This is a genomic window from Cobetia sp. BL01, from assembly GCF_056493605.1.
Genome location: NZ_JBVBEE010000002.1, coordinates 94,272 through 120,723 on the forward strand (window position 1 = coordinate 94,272; position 26,452 = coordinate 120,723).

Annotated in this window: 20 protein-coding genes; 5 read left to right on the plus strand and 15 right to left on the minus strand. The window is 62.1% G+C overall.

Annotation, left to right across the window (positions count from 1 at the left end):
* Positions 1–137 precede the first annotated feature (137 nt).
* Entirely contained in the window at positions 138–1,442 is a 1,305-nt protein-coding gene (bioA, locus tag ACZYGA_RS04115; RefSeq protein WP_479398407.1) for an adenosylmethionine--8-amino-7-oxononanoate transaminase, read from the plus strand.
* Positions 1,443–1,603: 161 nt separating this feature from the next.
* Here bioA and ACZYGA_RS04120 read toward each other — a convergent pair whose 3' ends face one another.
* Positions 1,604–2,224, minus strand: a complete 621-nt coding sequence (locus tag ACZYGA_RS04120; protein WP_077372434.1) for a YrbL family protein — start codon at positions 2,222–2,224, stop codon at positions 1,604–1,606.
* A gap of 300 nt (positions 2,225–2,524) precedes the next feature.
* Between ACZYGA_RS04120 and ACZYGA_RS04125 the strand changes: the two genes are divergently transcribed.
* Together ACZYGA_RS04125 and dinB are read left to right on the plus strand one after the other, a co-directional pair.
* Positions 2,525–3,871 (plus strand): Na+/H+ antiporter family protein, encoded by a 1,347-nt coding sequence (locus tag ACZYGA_RS04125; RefSeq protein WP_077372432.1) that lies wholly within the window; start codon positions 2,525–2,527, stop codon positions 3,869–3,871.
* A 154-nt stretch (positions 3,872–4,025) separates the two neighbouring features.
* The gene (dinB, locus tag ACZYGA_RS04130; RefSeq protein ID WP_479398408.1) at positions 4,026–5,084 is read left to right on the plus strand and encodes a DNA polymerase IV; all 1,059 of its coding nucleotides are present in this window, start codon (positions 4,026–4,028) and stop codon (positions 5,082–5,084) included.
* 396 nt (positions 5,085–5,480) lie between these two features.
* On the opposite strand, the gene ACZYGA_RS04135 is transcribed toward dinB, so the two are convergent.
* Positions 5,481–7,271, minus strand: a complete 1,791-nt coding sequence (locus tag ACZYGA_RS04135) for a putative bifunctional diguanylate cyclase/phosphodiesterase (protein ID WP_254696435.1) — start codon at positions 7,269–7,271, stop codon at positions 5,481–5,483.
* A gap of 673 nt (positions 7,272–7,944) precedes the next feature.
* Between ACZYGA_RS04135 and ACZYGA_RS04140 the strand changes: the two genes are divergently transcribed.
* Together ACZYGA_RS04140 and ACZYGA_RS04145 are read left to right on the plus strand one after the other, a co-directional pair.
* Complete coding sequence (locus ACZYGA_RS04140) at positions 7,945–8,811, plus strand: 2OG-Fe dioxygenase family protein (RefSeq protein WP_077372427.1); 867 nt, start codon at positions 7,945–7,947, stop codon at positions 8,809–8,811.
* 390 nt (positions 8,812–9,201) lie between these two features.
* Positions 9,202–9,819: a LysE family translocator gene (locus tag ACZYGA_RS04145; RefSeq protein ID WP_084209068.1), complete on the plus strand. Its 618-nt coding sequence runs from the start codon at positions 9,202–9,204 to the stop codon at positions 9,817–9,819.
* Positions 9,820–9,939: 120 nt separating this feature from the next.
* Here the strand turns inward: ACZYGA_RS04145 and ACZYGA_RS04150 are convergent, their stop codons facing one another.
* The 13 genes from ACZYGA_RS04150 to leuB all read right to left on the minus strand — a co-directional run bounded on the left by ACZYGA_RS04150 (position 9,940) and on the right by leuB (position 26,378).
* The gene (locus ACZYGA_RS04150) at positions 9,940–10,557 is read right to left on the minus strand and encodes a YceI family protein (RefSeq protein ID WP_077372421.1); all 618 of its coding nucleotides are present in this window, start codon (positions 10,555–10,557) and stop codon (positions 9,940–9,942) included.
* Between the two features lie 59 nt (positions 10,558–10,616).
* Positions 10,617–11,159 carry a cytochrome b gene (locus ACZYGA_RS04155; protein WP_077372418.1) on the minus strand — a complete coding sequence of 181 codons (543 nt, stop codon included), beginning with the start codon at positions 11,157–11,159 and terminating at the stop codon, positions 10,617–10,619.
* A 290-nt stretch (positions 11,160–11,449) separates the two neighbouring features.
* Positions 11,450–12,667, minus strand: coding sequence for an O-succinylhomoserine sulfhydrylase (locus ACZYGA_RS04160; protein ID WP_077372415.1), 1,218 nt, complete (start codon positions 12,665–12,667; stop codon positions 11,450–11,452).
* 232 nt (positions 12,668–12,899) lie between these two features.
* Positions 12,900–14,414: an amidophosphoribosyltransferase gene (purF, locus tag ACZYGA_RS04165; RefSeq protein ID WP_077372413.1), complete on the minus strand. Its 1,515-nt coding sequence runs from the start codon at positions 14,412–14,414 to the stop codon at positions 12,900–12,902.
* Positions 14,415–14,659: 245 nt separating this feature from the next.
* The gene (locus ACZYGA_RS04170; protein WP_084209069.1) at positions 14,660–15,337 is read right to left on the minus strand and encodes a CvpA family protein; all 678 of its coding nucleotides are present in this window, start codon (positions 15,335–15,337) and stop codon (positions 14,660–14,662) included.
* Complete coding sequence (locus ACZYGA_RS04175) at positions 15,334–16,026, minus strand: SPOR domain-containing protein (RefSeq protein ID WP_479398409.1); 693 nt, start codon at positions 16,024–16,026, stop codon at positions 15,334–15,336. Before ACZYGA_RS04175 ends, ACZYGA_RS04170 begins: the two co-directional genes overlap by 4 nt.
* 51 nt (positions 16,027–16,077) lie before the next feature.
* Positions 16,078–17,523, minus strand: coding sequence for a bifunctional folylpolyglutamate synthase/dihydrofolate synthase (locus ACZYGA_RS04180; RefSeq protein WP_479398410.1), 1,446 nt, complete (start codon positions 17,521–17,523; stop codon positions 16,078–16,080).
* Positions 17,516–18,547, minus strand: coding sequence for an acetyl-CoA carboxylase, carboxyltransferase subunit beta (accD, locus tag ACZYGA_RS04185; protein ID WP_479398412.1), 1,032 nt, complete (start codon positions 18,545–18,547; stop codon positions 17,516–17,518). Before accD ends, ACZYGA_RS04180 begins: the two co-directional genes overlap by 8 nt.
* Positions 18,548–18,850: 303 nt before the next feature.
* Positions 18,851–19,483, minus strand: coding sequence for a phosphoribosylanthranilate isomerase (locus ACZYGA_RS04190; protein WP_479398616.1), 633 nt, complete (start codon positions 19,481–19,483; stop codon positions 18,851–18,853).
* A 22-nt stretch (positions 19,484–19,505) separates the two neighbouring features.
* The gene (gene truA / locus ACZYGA_RS04195) at positions 19,506–20,597 is read right to left on the minus strand and encodes a tRNA pseudouridine(38-40) synthase TruA (RefSeq protein ID WP_479398414.1); all 1,092 of its coding nucleotides are present in this window, start codon (positions 20,595–20,597) and stop codon (positions 19,506–19,508) included.
* A complete protein-coding gene (locus ACZYGA_RS04200) occupies positions 20,597–23,362 on the minus strand; it encodes a type IV pilus assembly protein FimV (RefSeq protein ID WP_479398415.1) in 2,766 nt (921 codons plus the stop codon). Before ACZYGA_RS04200 ends, truA begins: the two co-directional genes overlap by 1 nt.
* 591 nt (positions 23,363–23,953) lie before the next feature.
* Positions 23,954–25,075, minus strand: a complete 1,122-nt coding sequence (gene asd / locus ACZYGA_RS04205) for an aspartate-semialdehyde dehydrogenase (RefSeq protein WP_084209075.1) — start codon at positions 25,073–25,075, stop codon at positions 23,954–23,956.
* Positions 25,076–25,295: 220 nt separating this feature from the next.
* A complete protein-coding gene (leuB, locus tag ACZYGA_RS04210; RefSeq protein ID WP_479398417.1) occupies positions 25,296–26,378 on the minus strand; it encodes a 3-isopropylmalate dehydrogenase in 1,083 nt (360 codons plus the stop codon).
* Positions 26,379–26,452 lie beyond the last annotated feature (74 nt).

The window sequence follows — 26,452 nt, forward strand, 5'->3', positions numbered from 1 at the left end:
CCCAGCACTATTTCCGCCGGCAATATTAGAGACATCACCCCCTCCAGAAAGTGACACTTCACAAATCATGTCAACCTGATAAAGTGGTCAAGGTTAACAAAGAGGTTCAATTGCCGTCAGCGTCGATGGAGAACATCATGTCCTACCCCCAGACCGCCTCACATGCCGATCAGCCACAAGCGCTTTGGCATCCGTATACGCAGATGCACGCGATGCCTGCCCCGCTTGAGGTCGTGGGCGGAGTCGGGCCGCGCATGACACTGAGTGACGGCGAGACCCTGCTGGACGCAACCTGCTCCTGGTGGTGCATGATCCATGGCTATGGCCATCCTCGACTTGTCTCCGCGATTCAGCAGCAAGCGGCTCAATTGTGTCATGTGATGCTCGGGGGTATTCGGCACCAACCGGCAGTGGCGCTGGCCGAGGCACTGGTGCGCATCACCCCGGAGGGGCTGAACCACGTGTTCTTCTCGGACAGTGGCTCCGTCGGCATGGAAGTCGCCATGAAGATGGCAGTGCAATACCAGCAACAGCGTCAGGATCGTGATGACACTCGCGGGCGGACGCGAATGCTGTCGTTGATGAAGGCCTACCACGGGGACACGGCAGGCTGCATGGCGGTCTGCGACCCGGAAGAGGGCATGCACTCACTGTTTGCCGACTTCCTGCCCAGACATCATTTCGCGCCGGCACCGACGGCGGGATTCACGGCGCCATATGAAGAGGTCCTCGGTGACATCGCAGCTCTGCGCAGAGAGCTCGAGACGCATGATGACATCGCCGCCCTGCTGATGGAGCCGCTGCTCCAGGCAGCCGGCGGCCTCAACATGTACTCGCCTCACTACCTGAAAGCGGCACGTGATTTATGTGACGAGTTCGGTGTGGTGTTGATCTTCGATGAGGTCGCGACAGGATTCGGACGTACTGGAAAACTGTTTGCCTGTGAGCATGCAGATGTGACGCCCGATATCATGGTGCTGTCAAAAGGACTGACGGGAGGGTATCTGGGACATGCTGCCACCCTCGCCCAGAGCCATATCTTTAATGCCTTCGATGGCAAGGATGCCAATACTGCCTTCATGCATGGCCCGACGTTCATGGGCAACCCATTGGCTTGCCGAGTGGCACTGGAAAGCCTCAAGGTTTTCGAGGAAGACGATTATCTCGGCAAGATCGCCAGCCTCAATCAGGTACTACGAGAGGAACTCGCGGATTTCTCACATCCCGCCATTGGCGACATACGCGTATTGGGAGCCACTGCCGTGATAGAAGTTCACGATGCAGCAAGTCTTGAAGGGGCTCAGGCTCACGCTCGTCAGCAAGGGGTCTGGTTGCGACCCTTCGGCCGCTGGCTCTATACCATGCCGGCTTATATCACCTCACACGACGACTTGCGCAAGATCACGCATACCATGAAGAGCCACTTTACCGACAATCTCTGAGGCAAGACATCAGGACAGGGATCTGCTCGGCTGCCTGTCGGCTGACGGGGAGTGACTGAGAGTGACGATCGCCCTCATCACTCCCCTCTTCTTCCTTCACTCTTCTCTCAACGCCGAGATTCGAGGCCCATCTCCCGGCAGGGGAATGCGGTCGGAAGCGCTCAATCTCCCCAGAGACGCCGCTCGAGGCGCGCATGTGCATCTGCCGTCAGCATCCCGCCCTTCATCAGTTTCTTGAGAAAATGACGATAGCGGCGGGCGATCTTGCGGCGCGCCAACCAGGCGATACCGGTGGCGAGGGGGATGAAGTCCGGATTGGAGATGCCATCGATCAACCACAGGCGCGGGGATTGATGCTCGCGAAACTGGACCACGATGTTGCGATCATTGAGGTCGGACGGTATCAGCCAACGCTTGTCGAGATAGCGATAGAGGTTGGCCAGCTCATCCATCAATGCCTCCTCCCCCACCCGCTCGGGAGTTTCATGACAGACCTCTCGCAGACGGCGCGAGGTCGTGCCGTCATCGTCGAGTATCAGATCGAAGACCAGCCCGAGGCCCTCTCGGGTCGCCACGCTGCCATGATAGGCAGGCACGTAGGACCAGTCGTGCACACCTCGCCTCACGAGCCCTTCGAAGTAGCGCTGCTCGCGCTGATTCTGGCGGCTTCCTTTGTCGGGATAGCGCGGTACCTTGATGCAGCGCCGAGGATCACGGGGGTCCTGATAGACACGGCGATCATTGCCCATGCCGATGACACGGGCATTTTCAAGCTCCAGCATGCGCTCTCCTGTTGAATAACGCCTGCGACTGCAGCCGCCGGGCAGCGTGGCATTCTACAAAAAGCCCTTCCCTTGCGCCAACCGTGCCGCCGGCGGCCGCGTTCCATGAGGTCATTCATCGGCCATTCAGCTTGGGACCTCGCTCTGGTATGATAACGCGCCATTTTCTGGCAGTTTCAGGACGAAACCGCCTGACGTAAGCGATCAGCACGACTTGCGAGGTATTGCCCGGGATCGGGTGGCCGCGCACACCTGCAACCCCCCGCTCCATTGGCACATCTCCCTTAATGAGGTACTCGCATGAATGCGGTAATACTGGCCGTTCTGGTCATGGTCGGCCTGTCACTGGCCCGAGTCTCGGTCGTCTTCGCTCTGGTGGCCGGCGCCTTGGTCGGCGGCCTGTTCAGTGGCCTGTCTCTGACTGACACTCTCGGCGCTTTCAACGACGGCGTCGGCGGTGGTGCCAAGGTCGCCCTGGCCTATGCCACGCTCGGTGCCTTTGCCGTGGCCCTGTCTCGCTCCGGCCTGCCGGATCTTCTTGCCGCACGCCTGATCGGCATGCTCAATGGGGAGAGCACCCCTCGCCGTCAGACCGCCATCAAGTACGGCTTGCTGGGCAGCGTGACATTGGTGGCGATCTCGTCCCAGAACCTGATCCCTGTCCACATCGCCTTCATTCCGATCCTGATTCCGCCACTGCTGGTGGCCATGAACCGCCTGCGCCTGGATCGCCGCGCTGTCGCCTGTGCCCTGACCTTTGGTCTGACGGCTCCCTACATGCTGCTGCCGGTGGGCTTCGGTTCCATCTTCCTCAATGACATCCTGCTGGCCAACATCAATGAAGCGGGCCAGGCAATGGGGCTGGAAGTCACCCGCGGCATGGTGCCGATGGCGATGGCCATTCCGGTAGGCGGCATGTTCCTGGGACTGCTGACTGCGGTCTTCGTCTCCTATCGCAAGCCGCGTGACTACGCCAATCGCGAGATCAAGTCGACCAATGTCCCGCACCATACTCCAGTGCACGCACCATCCCGCAGCGGCCTGATCATGGCTGGGGTCGCCATCATCGCCGCCCTGGGCATCCAGCTCTATTCCGGCTCGATGATCCTGGGCGGCCTGGTCGGCTTCGCCATTCTTTCCCTGGGTGGCCTGTTCAAGTGGAACGAAGCCGACGACCTGTTCACCTCCGGCATGCGCATGATGGCACTGATCGGCTTCATCATGATCTCGGCAGCCGGCTTCGCCTCCGTCATGAAAGCCACGGGTGATATCCAGACCCTGGTGGATGCCTCCTTCCACATCATCGGAGACAACAAGCCGTTGGCCGCGCTCGTCATGCTGATGGTCGGTCTGTTCATCACGCTGGGCATCGGCTCCAGCTTTTCCACCATCCCGATCATCGCGGCGATCTATGTCCCGCTGGCCCTGCAGTTCGGATTTTCCCCTCTGGCGACCGTCGCCTTGATCGGCACCGCGGCCGCACTGGGCGATGCTGGCTCCCCCGCCTCTGACTCCACGCTCGGCCCGACGGCAGGCCTGAATGTCGATCAACAGCATGATCATATCTGGGACAGCGTGGTGCCGACCTTCATCCACTACAACATCCCGCTGATCGTCTTCGGCTGGGTGGCGGCGATGACGCTGTAATCCGCCGGCCAGGGTAGCCTGGCAACGGCAACAGGAAATACGACAACGCCCGGCAGGCATCACGTCTGCCGGGCGTTGTCGTCTCTGGGCGAAGAATGAGGCGACACGCCGCCTGATACTGGACAGCCATCCAGTCTTTTAGGATGATGCGCGAATGCGCAAGATCCTTCATGCTGACTGCGATTGTTTCTACGCCGCCGTCGAGATGCTTCGTCACCCAGAGTGGCGCGAGGTGCCCATCGCCATCGGTGGCCGCACCGAGCAACGTGGCGTGATCGCCACCTGCAATTATCCGGCTCGCGCCTTCGGCGTCCGCTCTGCGATGTCCACAGCGCGCGCCCTGCGCCTGTGTCCGCAACTGATACTCGTCCCCCCCGACTTCGAGCGCTACCGTGCCGTCTCGCAGGAGATCCAGGCACTGTTTCACGAACTGACACCACTGGTGGAACCTCTATCGCTGGACGAAGCCTACCTGGACGTCAGCGACATCGAGGAATTTCAGGGAAGCGCGACCTGGATGGCGCGCTGGCTGAAGGAAGAAGCCCTGAAGCGCACCGGGATCACGCTGTCGATCGGCGTGGCCGCCAACAAGTTCCTGGCCAAGATCGCGAGTGATTGGGAGAAACCCGATGGCCTGACGGTGATCACGCCAGAGTCCAGCGACGCCTTCATTCGTAAGCTGCCCGTCGGCAAGCTGCATGGCGTCGGCCCGGCCACGCTGGCCCGCCTCAATCGGCTGGAGATTAGCACCTGCGATGACATCCGCACGACACCACTGACCACACTGGTCGAACACTTCGGCAAATTCGGACATCGCCTGCATGAACTCTCTCATGGCATTGATGACCGCCCCGTCAAGGTCGAGAGAGAGCGAAAGTCCATCAGTGTCGAACGCACTTTCGATCAGGATCTTCCGGATCTCTCCGCCTGCCTCGCCAAGCTTCCCATGCTGATGGGGCGCCTCGGGGAGCGTCACGCACGCCAGGAACAGCCGGTGCTGGCCAAGCAGTTCGTCAAAGTACGCTTCAACGACTTCACCAGCACCACGCTGGAAAGCCTCCTCCCCGCCTCCACCCTCTCATTGCCGGACGCCAGGAGTTTCGCACTGCTGATGGAGCAAGCCTGGCAACGTGGCCATCGACCGGTGCGCCTGCTGGGAGTCGGTGTCCGACTCAAGGCCCACGAAGAGACGCAACAGCTGGGGCTGTTCTGAGAGGGTGCCGCGCTTGACTGGCAAACTTGACGGACGGATGACAGGCATAAAAAAAGCCAGTCACAAGGACTGGCTTGTCCGGTCATCGATACCCCAAGGGTATCGCCGGAAGGGTCGTGAAACCCGCTCAAGGAACCATCGCAACCTGCAATGCAGGCAGGAAACGAGAGTGGGCGAACAGCTCTGCGCATTGAACGACGCAGCCACTCTCGGCAAACGCCTGCGGGGAGCATGAGATGCTCGACCCGCAGGTGTCAGGAAGGAATGCCCAGATTCATCGATGATGATGACAGTCCATCCGCTTCAACTGTCAGCATCATATCTTTTAGCCCGCAAACTAAAAAGCCGATCCACAGCAACAGTCCCATGCCACAACGGCACCGGATCAACGCTGACTCAATGGCAACCGTTGGATGCACTGGTTGGATCACTGGACGGGCGATGGGCGCCAGGATGAGGCGGGTTGTTGCCCCCGGACAGCAGCCGCTGGATGTCCGCCGCCGCCATGGGCTTGTAGAAGTAGTATCCCTGAATGAGATCACAGCGCATTTCACGCAACAGCTCGAGTTGCTGGATATTCTCCACCCCCTCGGCCACCACCTCCAGCCCCAGTCGATGCCCGAGGAAGACCGTCGCTTCCATGATGGCGCGATCCTTGGGTTCCTGAGCACATTCGATCACGAAGGAGCGATCGATCTTGAGCGCCGTCACCGGCAGCATCTTGAGGTAGCTCATCGAGGAGTAGCCGGTCCCGAAATCATCGATCGCGATCTTGTAGCCTCTGTCGTGCAGGGCACGCAGGCTATCGCGCACCTTGACGTCAGCATCGATCAACACGTTCTCGGTCAGCTCGATGCCGATGTCCCGTGGCGTCAGGCCATATTCCGCCACGCATGCCTCAAGACGCTGGAAGACGTCGCTGTTGATCGCCTGACGCCCGGAGATATTGATATCGATCCGATAGCCCTTGATCCCCATGGCATGCCACTCGGCCTGCTGGCGACATGCCTGACGAATCACCCAGTCACCCAGGCGCTCGATCAGATTGGTGCGCTCTGCCACCTTGATGAAGTCAGTCGGGGGAATGGGCCCCTCGGGCGCATGCCAGCGCATCAGCGCCTCTACCGACTCGATACGCTCACTGCGCGCCGCGACCTGAGGCTGGAAGTGGAGGAACAGCTCGCCACCCCCATCCTCGCTCAACAGCGTCTGAAGGCGCCCCGCCAGATGATGCTGATGCAGCATGGCATCGCGCACTTCCTGGTTGAAGAACTGATATCCATCACGCCCGGCCTGCTTCGCTCGGTGCTTGGCGACGTCTGCATTGCGCACCAGTTCCGGCGCATCATTGCCATTCTCGGGATAGAGGCTGACGCCGATGCTCAGACGCAGCAACAACTCACGCCCTTCTATCTGGAAGGGGCGCTGGAAATCTTCGCGGATCCGCTGCACGACCGACAAGGCATCACTTTCATAATCCAGGCGCGGCATCGCCATGACGAATTCATCGCCGCCGAAGCGTGACAGTAGATCCTGACTCCGCTGGAACCCCTGCAAGCGCGACGCGACGCTGCGAATCACGAGGTCCCCCATCTCATAGCCCTGGGTATCGTTGATCTCGGTGAAGTGGTCGATATCCAGGAACAGCACCATCAAGGTATCGCCGTGACGCTGACACTCCCCGAGCATGTTCTCGAGCTCAGTCTCGAACGTCTGCCGATTGGGCAGTTCGGTCAGCGGATCGAATCGCGTCATGTAGTCCAGCTCACGCTGAACCTTGCGCTCGCCCGCCAGATCGATGTCGATGCAGAACATCAATGGATTGTCCGACCGCTCACCCAACATGACGTGGTGAGAGAACACCGGCACCGGTGCGCCTGACTTGTGCTTCAGCTCAAGCTCGCTCGCCGGGATCTGGGTGCCGTGATTGACCCACGCGTGGTGGGCATCCACCACGATGTCCGCCATTTCATCCGGTATCAGCAAGGCTTCAAGACAACGCCCTCGAGCTTCCTGCTCGCTGAAACCATACAGTCGCTCGCTGGCCTCATTCCAATAGATCACTCGGCGCTGGCTGTCGTACCCCTGCACTGCCACGCGTGGCAGGCTTTCCAGCAATTCGCGAAAGCGCTGGTCACTGGCGGGGAGTCCCATGCTGGCCGAGGGGCCAACAACACTAGTCTGCATGACCGCCTCCTGCGTGTGCTGTTGATATGCCATCTGACGATGACGAATCAGCATGATGCCCGCAGTTGCGCCAATAATCACCATCAGCAGCGCTGAAGGCCAGCGGCCGATGATGTCCTGCACTGCCACGACCCCCACCAGCAGGCCGATCGCGATGGCAGCGACCACTGTTCCAAAGAGCGCAATCCCAGTCGCTCTTCCGGTCTGACGAGACCCATCTGCCATGATCCAGGATACCTCCCCTACCATCTTGTCTACCGACCGGTGCTCGGCGGGGACACGCACGTTGCCTGAATCCGCTGAGTTATCGCGATATACATCACTGGAGCCAATAGCAGTCTAAGTGTCTGCCTCGCATAAACACAGTGCCAAACCCGCCGTGACACACGCCTCCTCTCAACGCTACCAGCACCTGCGTCACGCATTGCCCATGCCGTTTTTCGCCGAAAGGCGACAAAGAATACCGCTCATGACTGACATGATGCCAGGAGATCAGACCTCTAATACCCCTCCATCGCCCAGACGCCCATATTGATGATACTTACGCAAGATTAACGCTCTAAGCCGCGCGCTAGGTTTGACTCTCTCTCATGCATCTTCCCATTCTCCTCGACGTTGCGAACGCAACACCTTCCAACAGGCGCTAAATGCCGAAACATCGAGGAATTCTTGCATGAACATCGTAAACCGTGGTGTACGTCAGCTGGCCGATGCTTCCCGTAAACTCACTCTGGACCAGAGCGCTCTCAACGATCGCTACCCGGCAACGTCATCAGAGGATAGCGCTCTCTCGCTGCCCAGGATCTCTGAGTACTGGCCGACAAGCGTGCATGAGGAGCTGGCTCGTCAGCACTGGAGCAAGGCAACGATCACTCCACACATTGACTTGAACGCCTGGCAGGGTTTCCTGGACAACCTTCCCCGTGACCCTTACGTCAACACACGATGGAAGCGCATGTCTTGGCTGCACCTGAATGACCAGATGGAAGTCGAAACCCTTGGCGAGTGCCCGATGGCGCAGGGTGGACGCTTCAATGATGCTGCCAGCATGGCGGACCGCCTGAGATACTACGATCCGCTGGAAGCGGCGTTCACTGAGCGCGACGACGTGCGCGCCTTCGTCAAGGCCTGGGCCGACATGTGGGGCATCGGGCCGCGTGAGCCGATCCTGATGCAGATCACGGGTGTCCGCGGCGACGGCACCATCGACCCTCTCCAGGGACAAGGCATTCACGCCGACGGCTGCAAGTACTTGAGCATTCTGGTACTCAATCGCGAGAACGTCAGTGGTGCCATCAATACCCTCTACCGCGACAAGGCCGGCAGCGAGTTGCTGGCGACCACCGAGCTGGCACCGGGAGAGGTTCTGCACATCCATGATGACCAGCTGTTCCACAGCGTCAGCTCCATCACTCAGGATAACGCGGGCCAGCACTTCGAGCGCTTCATCATCATCATCAACTGCTCATTCATCGATGAGTTCCAGAACCGCATGCTGCGTCGTCACTTCCCGGGGGCAGTCCTGAACGACTGCGAGTGAAGCCATTCGAATTCACTGAGCAGACTGGCAACCCGGTGTCCGGGCATCGCCCGCACAACTGCCTCGACGACAGCTTTCCTCATCTCATCCTGGGGGATCGGTAGCTTCCGAGGCCTCCCCACCTGACCTGCACTCAAGCGTCGCAGCACGCTACCTGAGCACGACACGAGGAACCAGCCGGGCAACCGGCTGGCCTGGCGTGCCACTCCTGACTGGCCCGAAGGCCTCAGCCTGATCGCGACCGCCCCCCTCCTGCAACAGCCCCGCCAACGGCTTCCGCCTGCATGCCAAGCGCATCGGTTTCATTGTCCGCGCGCCATGTACTGGCGATATACTCGACTCATGACAGAGGCGTTGCCCACGATGCGCCTTCCACGACAGGAAATCCTCATGACGCTTGAATCAGGACTGACCTTCTTCCTTGCCATCTTCCTCTTCGGGATCACTCCCGGCCCCGGAATCCTCGCCCTGATGGCGCGTGGCATGAGCCAGGGAGGCAATGCCTGTGTCCCGATGGCCGTCGGCATGAGCCTCAGTGACGTCTGCTACATGCTGGCGGCCGTCTTCGGTCTCTCGGCACTGGCGACCCATTGGAGCGAGCTCTTTCTGGTCATCCGCCTGCTGGGGGCCGCCTATCTGATCTACCTGGGGTACAAGCTCTGGACCTGCCGACCCAGTCTGGAAGACACGGAAATTCCCGACATACGCGGAAGCTGGTGGCGTGGCTTCCTGCAAGGCTTCCTGATCTCGGCCTCCAACCCCAAGGTCATCCTGTTCTACATCGCCTTTCTGCCGACCTTCATGGACATCACCCGCCTGAGTGGTGGCGATATCGTGATCGCGGCCGCTCTCAATCTCAGTGCCTTGCTGATCGGGGTCGTCCCTGTCGGTTACGCCGCAGGCCGCATTCGTCGCCATCTGCGCTCGACGCGAGCCGTCAGACGCCTCAACCGCAGCGCTGCCAGCCTGATGATCGGTGCCGGCAGCTACCTCGCACTGCGTGGTTGAGCACCGGCCTCCTGCGCCAGTCTGGCCGCCGATACGAGAACGCCCCTGTCAATCACATGACAGGGGCGTTCTCTTCGATCACTGAGGCAATTCGCTCAGGTCATGCAACGGATGGCACCGTTACTGACGGATACCTTCCACCACCAGGTACATGTCGACCGTCGCGGCCGCTGGCCCAAGCTTGGAGGTGTCGATGCCATAGTCGGCGAGCTTGAGCGTGGTGGTGCCCTCGAAGCCCTGACGATAGCCGCCCCAGGGGTCTTCGCCACCGCCGATGTGATCGACATCGATGGTGATCGGCTGCGTCTCGCCATGCAGTGTCAGATCCCCCGTCAGCTTGCCGGCACCATCACCGGAAGAGGTGAACCCGGTGGAGACGAAAGACGCCGTCGGGTACTCGGAAGCATCCAGGAAATCAGCGGACTTGATGTGCTTGTCGCGCTCGGCGTGGGCGCTGTCCAGGCTGTCGACATCGACTTCGACCTTGACGCTTGACGCCTCGGGCTGACCCTCGTCATAGCGGAAGGTCCCCGTGAAGTCCTTGAACTCACCCAGGACGTAGGAGTAGCCGAGATGGCTGATCTTGAACTGGATGAAGGCGTGCTGGCCCTTGGTGTCAATGACATAGTCCGAGGCCTGAGCCTGGCCCGCCATCAAGGGGAGTGCCGCTGCCAGAAGGCCGCCAGCGAACGTCTTGCCCAGCGAGAAGGCCTTGGGTGTCAGGGATGTGTCGTTCATGTCCTAGCTCCTTGAGGATTCGTCATGCATGGTGCCGCCGTGGTGGCCGGCAATTCCTTTCAGCGCAGCGGCCAGAGCATACGTCGCAACGTGTCCTGGCCCTCCATCAGATGATGCTTGAAGGCGGCAGCGGCGTGACCAAGCGACAGGATGACGAGCGCCCAGGCCGCGTACCAGTGAACGTCTCCTGCCAACGTCGCCTGATCCTTCATCCCGCTGAGCAAGGCAGGCACGTCAAACAGCCCGAATACGCTGATGGCTCGTCCATCCGCCGTCGAGATCAGATACCCCGAGATCATCACCAGCAACAGCAATGCATACAGCAAGGCATGCCCGATGCGCGCCGCCCGCTGCTCGATGCGGGAGCCATGCGCCTGTGGCGTCGGCTGCATGGCTCGCCAGACAAGGCGCAGCAACGTGATCACGAACAGCACCACGCCCACGGAGCGATGCCACCAGGGACCCAGCTGATACCAGCGATCATAATAGCCCAGTGATGTCATCCACCACCCGAGGGCGAAGAGCCCGATGATGGCCAGCGCCGACAGCCAGTGCATCACGATGACGGGCCAGCCCCACCCCCGACGACTATTGCGCCACATGCTTGTCTCCCTGTCCTGTCATCCAACGCGCCGAGCGTGAGCCCACCTGCCGTGATCGACGCTCTGAACCGCGATACGACACCGTATCGTGATGATGCCTTCCCATGGCAGCCAGCTTACCCACTGGCCTGCCACGCGCCAAGCGATAGTCCCACCCCTTTCTCATCATGCCGCGCCAACCATGCCGGCGCTGAGCGCTCTCTTCCCGAGACACCGGCCACCGTCACGGCCGAGCAGATGCAGAAACGCCCGGCATGGCCGGGCGTTCTCTCACGACAGTGCTGGTCGACTCATGCAGACGCCAGGCGATCCAACCCAAGCGCCAGATCACGCTTGATGTCATCGAGATCTTCCAGACCCACCGCGATGCGCACCATGCCGTCCACGATACCGGCGGCCGCTTTCTGCTCATCACTCAAGCGGCCATGCGTGGTGGTGGCAGGATGCGTGATGGTGGTCTTCACATCACCGAGGTTGCCGGTGATCGACAGGATGCGCGTGGCATCGATGACCGACCAGGCCCCTTCACGGCCTCCCTTGATGACCACCCCCAGCACGGCACCGAAGGCCTTCTGCTGAGCCTTGGCGAGTGCATGCTGCGGATGACTCTCGAGGCCTGAATAGTGGACGCGCTCGACCGCAGGATGCGCTTCCAGCCAGTGCGCCAGCTCCAGCGCACGTGCACAGTGGGCCTCCATGCGAATGTTGAGCGTCTCCAGTCCCTTGAGGAAGACCCAGGCATTGAAGGGGCTCAGGCAGGGCCCGCACGTCCGCACCACGCCGAAGACCTCTTCCATCAACGCGCTGCTGCCGACCACTGCCCCGCCCAGGGTACGCCCCTGACCATCCAGATACTTGGTGGCGGAGTGGATGACGATATCCGCGCCCAGGGTCAGCGGACGCTGCAATGCCGGGGTACAGAAGCAGTTGTCGATGGCAAGCCATGCATCATGTTCATGTGCCAGCGCTGCCAGCGCCTTGATGTCACCGATCTCGGACAACGGATTGGAGGGTGTCTCGGCGAACAGCAGCTTGGTGGACGGTGTGATGGCCGCGCGCCAGGCCTCGAGATCCCCCAGTTCGACGAAGCGCGTGGTGATGCCCAGCTTGCCGAAGTACTTGGTGAACAGGCTCACACTGGAGCCGAAGATGGAACGCGAGGCGACGATCTCATCCCCGGCTTCCAGCAGGGCCAGCACAGTGGACATGATCGCGGCCATGCCGGAGCTGGTGGCCACGCAGCGCTCACCGCCCTCCATTGCCGCCAGTCGCTCCTCGAAGAAGCGCACCGTCGGGTTGGTGAAGCGCGAGTAGATGTTGCCGGCTTCGTCACCACCGAACTTGGCTGCCGCCTCGGCCGCACTGCCATAGACGAAGCTGGACGTGGTGTAGATGGGCTCGCCGTGCTCCTGCTCACCGCCACGCAAGTGACCGGCGCGGATGGCGAGCGTCTCCAGTCCCAGCTCATCGCGGGAAAGGTCGGCGCGGGAAAGATTGTCGTCGTGCATGGTGTCCAGTACCTCTACTGATGGAATCCGCTGATCTCTGTCCCGGATGACGTGGCTCACGGGATTGTCAGGTTACGCGCCGCGGGCGCTTCTTTCATGAGCCGGGAAACAGAGCAGAAAGCTGTCGGTCAATGTTACCGGTTTTGAACGCGCAACGGGCCCCGGATTTCTCCGGAGCCCGTTGCGAATCACTCACCCTGCCATGACCTGTCACGCGAGACAGGTCATGGGGTCAGTCGATGTCTTCGGAATCGTTGTGCAGATCCACGACCGCGTGGGTCTCGCCTGCGTTCTTGGCACCGTCGTTGCGTGAGGCCTGCAGGTCGTTGAGGTAGGCCTCATCGATATCGCCGGTCACGTAGATGCCATCGAACACGGAGCAGTCGAACTCGTCGAGGGCAGGATTGACCTCGCGACAGGCGTCCTTCAGGTCATCGAGATCCTGATAGAACAGACGATCCGCGCCGATCAGATCCGCGATTTCCCTCTCGGTACGACCATGGGCGATCAGCTCTTCCGCGGCCGGCATGTCGATACCGTACACATTGGGATAGCGAACCGCTGGCGCCGCCGAGGCGAAGTAGACATTCTTCGCGCCCGCCTCACGGGCCATCTGGATGATCTCGTTGCAGGTAGTGCCACGCACGATGGAATCATCCACCAGCAGCACGTTCTTGCCGGCAAACTCGATATCGATGGCGTTGAGCTTCTGACGCACGGACTTCTTGCGCAGCGTCTGCCCCGGCATGATGAAGGTACGGCCGATGTAACGGTTCTTCATGAAGCCTTCGCGGTAAGTCACTCCCAGATGCTGAGCCAGCTCGAGAGCGGACGTGCGCGAGGTATCCGGAATCGGGATGACGACATCGATGTCCTGCTCCGGCCATTCCCGCACGATCTTGTCGGCCAGCTTCTCCCCCATGCGCATGCGAGTGCCGTAGACATAGGCACCGTCCAGCAGGGAGTCCGGACGCGCCAGATAGACGTGCTCGAAGATGCAGGGCTTGAGTACCGGATCATCAGCGCACTGCAGGGTATGAAGCTGACGCTCCATGTCGATGAAGACGGCTTCCCCCGGTGCCAGGTCACGGATCAGCTCGAAACCGGCGACGTCCAGCGCCACGGATTCGGAAGCGATCATGTACTCGGTACCTTCAGCAGCCTCGCGCTTGCCGAAGCAGGCCGGACGAATCCCGTGCGGATCACGGAAGGCGACCAGGCCGGTGCCGTTGATGATCGACACGGCGGCATAGCCACCCTTGCAGCGACGGTGCACACGACGTACCGCATCAAAGACATCACCCGCGCCCAGACGCATGCCCTGCTTGCCCAGCTCGTGAGCGAAGACATTGAGCAGCACTTCGGAATCGGAGCTGGTGTTGATATGACGCAGGTCGGAGGAGAAGAGCTCCTGCTTGAGCTGCTCGGAGTTGGTCAGGTTGCCGTTGTGCGCCAGGGTGATGCCGTAGGGCGAGTTGACGTAGAACGGCTGCGATTCCGCCTCGCTGGAAGAGCCAGCGGTCGGATAGCGAACATGGCCGATGCCCATGTTGCCCTTGAGTCGCTGCATGTGACGAGTGCGGAAGACATCACGCACCAGGCCATTGCTCTTGCGCAGCAGGAAACGACCCTCGTGCCAGGTCATCATCCCCGCGGCATCCTGCCCACGATGCTGCAATACGGTCAGCGCGTCATACAGCGCCTGGTTTACCGAGGCGTTGGCCATCAAACCTACAATCCCGCACATCCCGTCATTACCTCACTGATACACACTAGGAGAGGGAGGCGCCAGCCATCATCAGCGCGCCTCCACATGGCAATATGAGTGCTCACATGCCGCAATTGTCAGGCCTGCCCACACCACAGGCAACACCTGACCGATGGGTCAATCGATACCACGATGCTTGCTGCACCTCGACGCGCTGACCTGCTCGGGGGGTCGAGCAGACAAAACAAAAGCGCCGAGCAAGAATGCCCGGCGCTTTTGTCGTCTCAAGGTGCTGCGGTGTCACCATCACGCTGCTGATGCTGCTGACGCATGAACTGCTCGGCGACCTGCTGACTGACGCCTTCACTCAGCGTGCGGCCTTCGTGGCGGGCACGCTCGAGCAGGCCACTCGCCTGCTGCTGGAAACCGGCAGTCTGTGAGGATGGAGCCGTCCCGTCCTGCGGCAACTGCCAATCCCCTCCCGTGTCCCACTCACGGTAGCGTGCCAGCGACCAGTCGCGCAGCTGCTCCAGCGTCGGGCGCAGCTGTGCCGCCTGCCAGTCCGCACTGTCACGCAGAGGTGTCAGGCCGACGACAGCCGTCACCAGCACCAGGATCACCGCCGCCCGAAGCGCGCCGAAGACACCCCCCAGCAGGCGATTGAAGCCCCCCATGCCGACCGCCTGGACCAGGCGTTCGAGCAGACGCAGCATCAATCCCCAGACCAGCACCGTGCCCAGTACCACCAGCACGAAGCCGACCGCGGTGCGAATGCCCGGAGACAGGATCACCTCGTCGAGCAGAGCCCCGGCTTCCGCCCCGAACTGGCGTGCCGCCACCAGGGCCACCAGCCAGCCTGCCAGTCCCAGCGCCTCGCTGAGCAGACCACGCATCAACCCCAGCAACACGGAGATGATCAGCAGCCCCAGACACAACCAATCGATCCAGACCAGCGCGTTCACTCACCCTCCTTCCGGCGTACCAGAAGGCCCTTGATATTGACCTGCTCCTGAAGGCGAGAGCGCGCGGACTCACCAATCTCGGAAGATTTGTAGGGACCGACGAATACCACGGTCAGATTGCCATCCCGCGCGACGCGATAGGCCGCGAATCCCTTGCTCTGCAGGTCCTTCTGGAGTCGCTCGGCGTTGGCCGGCTTGCCGAAGCTGCCGACCTGCACCGCCCAGCCACCGGCGGAAGAAGATGGCGCGCTGGCGGCAACGGCAGGCTTGGGCTCAGGCGCCGGTTTGGGCTCTGGCTTGGGCGTCGGGGCCGGCTTGGGCTGCGGTGTCGGCGCAGCCTTCGGCTCGCTGATGGACACGGATCTGGTCGGCGACAGCTGCTGCGCCTCCGCCACGCGAGCTCGCGACTCGGAGGCGTTTTCGATGCCGGGTCCGGGATCACTGTCACGCACCTTGCCATTGCCATCCACGAAGGTGATGGGGACATCGGTACCAATCTTCAGCTCGCTGGGGGGCTGCGGTGCATCCACCGTCGAACGGTCGATATCCACCGGTTTGCCCAATGTCATCACCGGACTGGGACGCTCATCACGGGCCGGCGGCTCATCAAACAACATCGGGATGAAGATCACGCCCAGGGCCAACAGGATGACTGCGCCGCTGATCCGTTCTCGCTTGCCATATTTCATCGTGCCATCTCCCTTGCACCCGGATTCCAATGACCGCGGTCCTGCTTCACCTCAGGCATCCTCGTCGTCAAGCCATGCCAGCGCTTCGCCGACCGTGAAGAAGGAGCCGCAGACCAGCACCTCCCCCGCGGTGGCATGCTCCACCAGCCAATTCGCCGCCTCAGCGACCGAATCGCATTCCGCCAGCACGGTCCCCTGGCAGGCACGCACCACGGCAGCCAGCTCACTGGCCTGGCGAGCACGCTCGCCGCCCAGTGTCGCCACGACGAAGCCATCCACCACGGGCGACAGCGCCTCGATCACGCCTCGTGCGTCCTTGTCTCCCAGCATGGCCAGCAGCACCAGACGCGGTCGAGCGGAACGCTCACGCGCCGCCAGACGACTGGCCAGATAACCTGCCGCATGCGGGTTGTGCCCCACATCCAGACACCAGTCACGCCCATGACGCTGGACCCATTGCATGCGCCCCTTGAGCTGGACATTGGCCATGGCATGGCGCACGCATGACACCTCAAGCGCCACACCGGCCGCGACGAGCGCATTCAGCGCACTGGCCGCGTTGTCGCGTGGCAGGCCGGGGTCCGGAAGTGCCTCGAGGGTCATGATGGGGTCGCTCAGTCGCTGCCAGTGCCAGAGCCCATCCGCTGACGACCTTGCCGGGGAGGCGAGGTCCTGCTCGCAGGCGTCCTGCCAGACAAAGTCCTGCCACAGCACCTGAGGCGTCACACCCAGCGAGCGGGCGTGCTCGGCACAGCTGCTCGGCAAGTGATCGGAGCCGAAGATGGCCGGGCGCCCTGCACGCAGGATACCCGCCTTCTCGAAGCCGATGTTCTCGAGGTCCGTGCCCAGGAAGGCAGCATGATCCTGTGCCACGGTGGTGATCATCGCCACATCGCAGTCGATAATGTTGACGGCATCCAGACGCCCGCCGAGACCGACCTCCAGAATCGCCAACCGTGGCTGTCGCTGAGCGATCAACCACAGGCCAGCGAGCGTGCCGGCCTCGAAGTAGGTCAGGCTGATCACGCCCTGCCCATCTCCCGCATCCGAATGACGCGCCGAATCCACCTGCTCGAAGGCAGTGATCAGCTCGTCGTCACTGGCGTGCTGCCCATCGAGGGTCACGCGCTCGTTGTAATGCAGCAGGTGCGGAGAGGTGTAAGTCGCGGTCGTCAGACCATGCGCACGCCCGAGCGCCTCGAGCATGGCGACCGTGGAACCCTTGCCGTTGGTACCGGCCACGGTGATGACCCGCTCGCCAATGCGACGAGCCCCGGGGCCGACAAGCCCCAGACGCTCAGCCACGCATTGCACGCGGGCGAGCCCCATGTCGATGCTGACGGGATGCTGGCGCTCCAGACGCGAAAGCCAGTCTTGCAGTGACAGCTCGCGTGGCACGGCCTCATGCAGGGCAGCAACGCTCAGCGGAGGCCGCTCACGGGACTGCAGCACCTCTCGGGTGCTGCAGTGGCCCGGCGCATTGGCCTGCTCAGCCATCGCGACGAACGCCTTGCGGCTTGTCGGCGGAGAATGTCTCGTCAAGCACGCTGTCAACCGCGGAGCGCGGCTCTGCAGGCTGCGGCTCGCTCGGTGCAGCCTCGACAGCCTCACCTTCGACAACGACTTCCGTGGCATCTACCCCCGGTGCCTGCACGTCAGCCTTGACCGGCAGACCCTGCAGCTTGAGCAGGATGCTGGACAGACGCTCACGCATGTCGCGACGATGGATGATCATGTCGACCGCGCCATGCTCGAGCAGGAACTCTGAACGCTGGAAGCCTTCCGGCAGTTTCTCGCGCACGGTCTGCTCGATGACACGCGGGCCAGCGAAGCCGATCAGGGCATTCGGCTCGGCAACGTTCAGGTCGCCCAGCATGGCAAGCGATGCCGATACGCCACCGAAGACCGGATCCGTCAGCACGCTGATGTACGGTACGCCTGCCTGTTTGAGCTTCTCGAGCGCAGCGGAGGTCTTGGCCATCTGCATCAGGGAGAACAGTGCTTCCTGCATGCGCGCGCCACCGGAGGCCGCGAAGCATACCAGAGGCACTTCTTCCGCCAGCGCGAGTTCGGCGGCACGCACGAACTTCTCACCGACGATGGCCCCCATGGAGCCGCCCATGAAGCTGAATTCGAAGGCGACGGCCACGACAGGCTGTCCGGAAAGCGTGCCGCGCATGGCGACCAGCGCATCCTTTTCGGACGTCTGCTTCTGGGCGGCGCTCAGGCGATCCTTGTACTTCTTGGAATCGCGGAACTTGAGGCGATCGACCGGCTCCAGATCTGCCGCGATCTCCTCACGACCCTCGCTGTCGAGGAACCAGGACAGACGGGCACGCGCAGTGAGACGCAGATGGTGGTCACACTTCGGGCAGACGTTGTCGTGCTTGGTCAGCTCCGGAAGGTACAGGACTGCTTCGCACTTGGGGCATTTACGCCACAGGCCGTCAGGAATGGAGGTACGCCGATCCTTGCGTTGGATACGGCTCATTGACGGCACAATCTTGTCAAGCCAGCTCATGGTGGGGAGGCTTCCGTTTTGCTGCTGTTCTGGGCACCGCTCGACGACTGTCGGCGGCCATGCGAGTTGGCACATATTCCAGGGCGCTCACGCCCCGGCAATATGGCGGGCAGCTACCATCACAGGGCAGTGCCAATGGAAAAGACCGTGCAACCCATTGGTCGTACGGCCACTTTTCCGAATTCTGGGGGTCATTGTAGCGGCTTCGCCCCCCTTGCGGGTAGTGCGAGATGCCAATTGAGCGTTGCGGCCCTCGCGGCTGATGACGAAAGCAGCGCAAGGGTCGCAGCGCTTGCCGGCAAATCAGCGCCGATAGCGGACTGCCTGACAGAATGCCTGCATGCGCTCGGCGCTCTTCTCGCCAGGCGCGGCTTCCACACCGCCGGAGACATCGACCGCGTAAGGGGCGACCTGCGTCACCGCCGCGGCGACATTGCCTGACTCAAGACCACCGGCGAGGATAACCGGCAGCGGCAGATCAGCCGGGATGCGCGACCAGTCGAAGGTCTCGCCGGTGCCACCGGGCACGCCAGGGCGATAGGCATCCAGCAGCAAGCCACGCGCGTCGTGGTAGCGCGCCGCCTCTGCGGCGAGATCGATCCCGTCACGCATTCGCAACGCCTTGATATAGGGCCGCCCTGCCGCCCGGCACTGTTCCGGCGTCTCATTGCCATGCAACTGGAGCAGATCGAGATGTGGCGCCGCTGCGGCAATCTCTTCGGCGCTGGCATCCACGAACAGGCCGACCCGTGTCACGAAGGCCGGCACGCATGCGGCAAGCTCGGCCAATCGCGCCACATCGACCGCACGCTTGCTGCCCAGCCACAGCACGAAGCCCAGCGCATCGGCACCTGCCGCCACGGCGTCGCGGATATCCTGCTCACGCGCCAAGCCACAGATCTTGATCCGGGTACGCTGGCTCGCACGAGCGCTCATCTCGGTCATGGGATCACTCCGTTCAACGTGAGGATTCATTCTGGGTGGCAGCCGTCAGCGTGTCATCCTCAGCGCCTGCTGCAGGGTCGCCTGCCGCAGGAATCGCTTGTTCATGCTCGCGACTGAGGCGCTCGGCTTCACGGGCCACATTGCCTAGCCGGATGGCTTCCTGCTCACTGAGCTTGCCCGCCGCGCGCGCCTCTTCGGCACCCTCGGCCTCGGCACGGGCCAGGCGTGAGCGTACCATCGGGCAATCCGGCAAGGGACGCTCTCCCGTCCACTCCCCGAGATGGGCCACCAGACCAGGCCCGAGCGGCTCCCTGGGCAGCTCATAGCGCGGCGGATAGATGACGTCGACGAAGTGAAGTCCCGTGGCTGCTGCCGTGGCACTCGAACGCGTGCGATCTCCCCCGCGCATCAGCTCGACGATCCACTCGACAGGCTTCTCGCCACGTCCGATGGCCATCAAGGTACCGGCAATATTGCGCACCATGTGGTGCAGGAAGGCATTCGCCTGGATGTCGATCATGACCAGCTGGCCGTGACGACTCACCTCGATGAAATGCACGTGGCGTCGTGGCGAGCGCGACTGACAACCTGCCGCACGGAAGGCCGAGAAGTCCAGCTCCCCTACCAGATGGGCGGCCGCCGCCTGCATGTCGGCGACATTCAGGGGTTCACGACACCAGGTGGCGTTGTGACGCTCCATCACCGGCCGAAAAGGCTGATTGATGATCATGTAGCGATAACGACGCGCGATGGCGCTGAATCGGGCATGGAAGTCATCGGGAACGGGGACCGCCCAATGGATACCGATATCCGGGGGAAGATTGACGTTGCCGCCCATGCGCCATGCCTTGCGGCTGCGGCCCACGGGGGTATCGAAGTGCACGACCTGACGCACGGCGTGCACACCTGAATCGGTGCGCCCGCTGCAGTGGACGGTGATGGGAGTAGAAGCCACCTTGGAAAGCGCCTTTTCAAGCGTTTCCTGCACGGAAGGTGCGTGGCTGAGGCGCTGCCAACCGCAATAGCGGCTGCCATCATACTCGACGCCCAGAGCGATGCGCCCCGGGCGTCTTTCATTATCATCAAGCGGTGTAAAAAAGGGCATCAGGTCAGACCAAAGCGCTCCATCAACGCCAGCGCCTCTTCACGGATCATCCCGTCACTGGCGGAGGCGAGCGGCTCAAGCAGCGCTGCCGCTTGATCATCCTCACCATCCACCAGCAACTGGCGGGCTTCCTCGAGCTGCTGGAAGGCCACGCTATCCTGGGCGCCAGCCCCTGCCCCTGCCATGCCGACAGAGGGATAGGCATTATCCTGATCCCCGGACTCGAACGCCACTTCCTCCACCTCGAATTGCGAGATATCACGACGAGGGACATCCACCTCTTCCAGCGTCATGCTATCCAGCGACGGCAACTCGTCGGCTGCTGAAAAGGCGCTTGCAGGCGCCACCTCGTCGCCTGAAGGTGCACTGGATTTCGCAGATTCACCTTCCTCATTGATGGAGGCGGAGGTAAATTCGACCGCCTCACCCTTGAGCGCCTCGTCCGCCTTCTCGGCACTTGCCACTGCCGCAGGCTCCACACCGTCATCAAGCGTCAGTTCCGGCGCCTGGTAATCGATCACGTTGTCACTGAAGAAACTGGTATCGGGTGCCGCCTTTCCGTGCTCGGGACTCTTGCCCTTGAGGCCGGGCTCGAATGCGACTCCTACGTCTGCCGGAGTGTCATTCGTGACGGCGGCATCAGCGTGCAAGTCATCCTCGAACGAGCCACTGTCCTGCCCTTCGCCTGAAGAGTCAGACACGTCACCCTCCGGCTCGCGCTCATCGTCCTGCAGGTTCGCGCCACCTGCCGCCAGCCTTTCAGAGGCTGCGCTGGCCGAGGATGGCACACGCAGGGACTGGGCATATTGACTGACGACACCGGAGAGATGCGTCACGTTGCTTGCGGCCACCGCGCCACCCATGGCAGCACGCATGGGGCTACCCATTCCGGCGTAACGGTTGAGCAGCGCCTGAGCCTCTTCACGCTCTTCTGCATTGCCCGCCGCCAATACCTTCTCGCTTTCGTGATTCAGCGCCTCGAGATTGCCAAGTTCTCCATGCACTCCCATCAGCTTGAGACGCAGGTCCTGACGACTCTCATCGTCTGCAAGACCGGTTTCCAGCAGGGCTTGCGCCTGATCGAAGCGTCCATAGGCGATGAAGATATCCGCCTCGCTGATGGCAGCGGCCTCAGGCTGGGCCAGAGGCTCAAGAGTGTGAGAGCCACGACTTGCCACTGCAGACGCCTCTTCCGGGACCTGTCTGTCAGCGGTACCCGCTGCAGCACCAAAGGCACCCCGTGACGGGTCCTGCAGATCCTGGTCGTTGTGACGCACGGCATCCGCGAAGCTCATGCTGGAGTCATCCTTCGGCCCCGAGCGACGACGCAGCAACAGCAACAGCAGCAACAGCAATGCTCCCGCCGCGCCGCCCACCATCATCAGATTGTCCTGTACCCACTTCCACGTCGCCTGCGGCCAGGGCTGGCTGGGCAACACGAGATTGCCTTCACCATCACGCGGCTGGCCCAGATCCACCCCGGCAGCGACCAGACTCTCGGGTAGCGTCAAGGGAGTGATGCCGCTGTTGACCAGCAGACGGTTCTGCTTAGCCAGCAATACCTTGGCCGTTTCCAGCTGCTCGGTACGCTCGGCCAGGGAAGCACGCAGTTCACCGACTTCACTGCGCAATGAAGCGACTTCACTGCGCAGGTCGTCACGCTCCTGCTCCAGTTGATCCAGACGCTGCTGGTTGGTCAGCAACTGGTCTTCCAGCGATTCGAGGCGATCCGACAGCTCATCGATGGCCTGCTGACTGCCCGCGGAAATCTGCGTACTGGCGACCGCCTTGCTCGCTGGCGTGGCCTCTTCATCGATCAGCGTCAGGCGCGGCTTGCCGTCAGCACCCGCACTGGCGGGGCCACTGGGAGCGGGCGCTGCAGCGGGCGCCTCACTGGCCGTGGCGGTATCCTTCGGAGACGCGGACGTCGTCTTCTTGCTGGCCGGAGCAGGAATGGTCTTGCCTTGCGCCCCCGCGACCCACTGCTGATATTGCTCACGCACTTCGCGATCGGCCGCCGTGCGCGAGCGGCCCAGCATGGTGGCGCGATCGGGAACGCTCAGGACCACCCCCGCCCTCAGCTTGTTGATGTTGCCGCCCGGGAAGGCACTGGGATTGGCTTCCTGAATCGCCAGCATGGTCTGACGGATGCTGACCCCGGCATCCGGCCGCACGCGTCGTGCGATGGTCCACAGGGAATCGCCACTGCGTACCTTGATGCTTGACGGCGTTTCGCCCGCCGCGGGCGCAGCGCTTGCCGAGGACGACTGACCACTGTCACGGAAGACCACGGAACGCGAGGGTGTCGACCCCGTGTCGGCCAACGGACGTGAGCGCGCACCAGAAGGCGTCACCAGTGCCGGCTGACTGGAATAGCCCGCCGGATCGAACAGCAGCGTGACCTGACGCTGCAGCTTGCCATTGGGCCACTCGACGTCCAGCAGAAGATCCACATAGGGCTCACGTACCGCCCCGTTGGTGGTCAGCTGAAGATAATAGCGGCTGCCCTGCTGCTTGATGGCCACCTTGACGTCATCACTGACATAGCTGCGGTCCACACCGGCACGCGCAAAGGCGGCGGCATCGGAGACGTTCGCCTTGATCAGGCTGCTATCAAGCCCGGAGGTATCTGTCAGGCCGATGCGGGCATCCAGCGGTTGATTCAGATTCGAGCGCAATCGCGGCGATTCCATGCCGACCGCCAAGGCCTGAGCACTATAGATGGCGAAGGAGATCGCCAGTGCGAGAGGAAGCTTGCGTCCCATTGAGTGTCCCTTCGTATGCGACCGATTCAGTGTCCGGCCGGCGCATTATGTTACGTATTCTTACATATAAGATACCAGAGAGTCCGCCTCATGATTCAGGCAAGGCGCGACTCAGCCAGAAAAATTTCAACGCTAGCGGGCGTCGTCCCCTCTGATAGCCCACCTGCTCCCCGGATGACAGGAGTGACCAGCTCCACCTCATCCGGCTGACACGATACTCAAATATGCATACGAGATGCCATCATGCATCAACATCGCCAGCCAAATTCGCAAAAAATGCGCAAGCCGGAATGAAGCCGGTCAGTCATTGGAATGACATGCCGGTCATCTGCTGCCCATGGCACTGCCGATCATCGGCACGACCGACCATCGCAATCACCCTTCATTGGGCATTCGGGACATGACCGGGAACCCGGACATGGTCCGCCAGGACATTCGTCAGGGACGTTCGAGTGCATGGATATTCGATTGCAGGATTTTCGATTGCAGAATTTTCGAGCGCAAAAAAGTCGCCCCCGGCTCCGAGGAGTCGGGGGCGACGTCTTGCATCACGCCATGGCACTCAACCGCGAGGGCCAGCCATCGTGATGATCAGGCGGCGCGATGTTCCCGCAGAATGGTCAGCATGCGCTTGAGCGGCTCCGCGGCCCCCCACAGCAGCTGGTCACCCACACTGAAGGCAGACAGGTATTCACCACCCATCGCCAGCTTGCGCAGACGGCCGACCGGAACGGTCAGGGTGCCGGTAGCAGCAGCCGGTGTCAGGTGCTTGAGGCTGTCTTCCTTGGTGTTGGCGACGACCTTGACCCAGTCGTTGTGCTTGGCCAGGCGGTCTTCGATCTCGTCCAGCGGCACGTCCTGCTTGAGCTTGACGGTGAAGGCCTGGGAGTGGGAGCGCATCGCACCGATCCGCACGCACAGCCCATCGATCATGATCGGGTTGCCTTGGCTGTCGAGAATCTTGTTGGCCTCGACACCGGCCTTCCACTCCTCGCGGGTCTGACCGGATTCCATCGGGGAATCGATCCACGGCAGCAGCGAGCCGGCCAGCGGCGCACCGAACTGCTGGGTCGCGAAATCATCGCCGCGCATGGTGGCGGTCACCTTGCGGTCGATATCCAGAATCGCGCTGGCCGGGTCTGCAAGCTCCGAGGCCACGCTGCCATTGAGCTGGCCCATCTGGGTCAGCAGCTCACGCATGTGGCGCGCACCGCTGCCGGACGCCGCCTGGTAGCTCATGGAAGTCATCCACTCGACCATGCCGGCCTCGAACAGGCCACCCAGACCCATCAGCATCAGGCTGACGGTGCAGTTGCCGCCGACGAAGGTGTTGGCACCGGCACCGATCTTCTCATCGATCACGTGACGATTGACCGGGTCCAGCACCAGCACGGCATCCTTCTCCATGCGCAGGGTGGAGGCCGCATCGATCCAGTCGCCCTTCCAGCCGGCTTCACGCAGCGGGCCGAACACCTGCTTGGTGTAGTCGCCACCCTGACAGGTAACGATGACGTCCAGCGCCTTCAGCTCATTGATGTCATTGGCATCCTTGAGCGCCGGCACCGGCGTGCCCACGTCCGGGCCGGCCTGACCGACCTGGGAGGTGGAGAAGAATACCGGCTCGATACCGGCGAAATCGTTGTCATCACGCATGCGTTGCATCAGCACGGAACCGACCATGCCACGCCAACCGACAAATCCGACTTTCAACATGCTTGTTCTCCTTGTTCATGCACGGCCGGGAACACGGAAGACACCGAAGCTCCCGGCACAGGAATGACCCGCAGCGAGCACAGGCAACTCACACGAGGCGAGCCTTGCCCAACGCTCCAGCCGCAGGTCCTGACACGAAAGCCCAGCGACGCACGCCAGGCTTCCTCATGATCATCTCGCGTGAACGCCACTCACGAGCGGCGTTCACGCGGGTCTTGCCTTACGCCTGGGCCTTGAAGGCGGCCAGCACGGCATCGCCCATCTCAGAGGTGGAGACCTTGCGAGTGCCAGCGTAGGCGATATCGGCGGTACGCAGACCTTCATCCAGCACCACACCGACCGCCTTCTCGATACGCTCGGCCCACGCCGCTTCATTCAGCGAGTAGCGCAGCATCATCGCCACTGACAGGATGGTCGCCAGCGGGTTGGCGATGCCCTGACCCGCGATGTCCGGCGCGCTGCCGTGGCACGGCTCATACATGCCCTGGCCGCTGGCATTCAGCGAGGCGGACGGCAGCATGCCGATGGAACCGGTCAACATCGCGGCTTCATCCGAGAGGATGTCGCCAAACATGTTGCCGGTGACCACCACGTCGAACTGCTTCGGTGCACGCACCAGCTGCATGGCGGCGTTGTCGACGTACATGTGCGACAGCTCGACATCCGGGTAGTCGGCGGAGATGCGCTCCATCACGTCACGCCACAGCATGGTGACTTCCAGCACGTTGGCCTTGTCGACACTGCACAGCTTCTTGTTGCGCTTCTGGGCCATCTCGAAGGCGGTGCGGCCGATACGCTCGATCTCGGATTCTGAGTAGACGTAGGTGTTGTAGCCGACCTGCTGTCCGTCGCGCGTCTCGATGCCACGCGGCTGGCCGAAGTAGATGCCACCGGTCAGCTCACGCACGATCATGATGTCCAGACCGGACACCACTTCCGGCTTGAGGCTGGAGGCCTCGGCCAGCTGCGGGTAGAGAATTGCCGGGCGCAGGTTGGCGAAGAGTTCAAGCTCCTTGCGCAGCCCCAGCAGGCCGCGTTCCGGACGCAGGGAGATATCTTCCAGCTTGTCCCACTGCGGCCCACCGACCGCGCCGAGCAGGATGGCGTCTGCCGCCTTGGCGGCGTCCAGCGTGTCCTTCGGCAGCGGATGGCCCGCCGCGTTATACCCTGCACCACCGACCTTGCCTTCGCTCAGCGTGATGTCCAGCCCTTCGCTGCGTGCGGCTTCAAGGATCTTCACGGCTTCGGCCGTGATTTCCGGGCCAATGCCATCACCGGGCAGAATCAGGATATTGCGGCTCATCTGGAACTCCTTGGGCCGGAGAGCATCCGGCAAGACCGACGGTTCACCGCCGGTGCTGAGACTGGGCTCGCTGC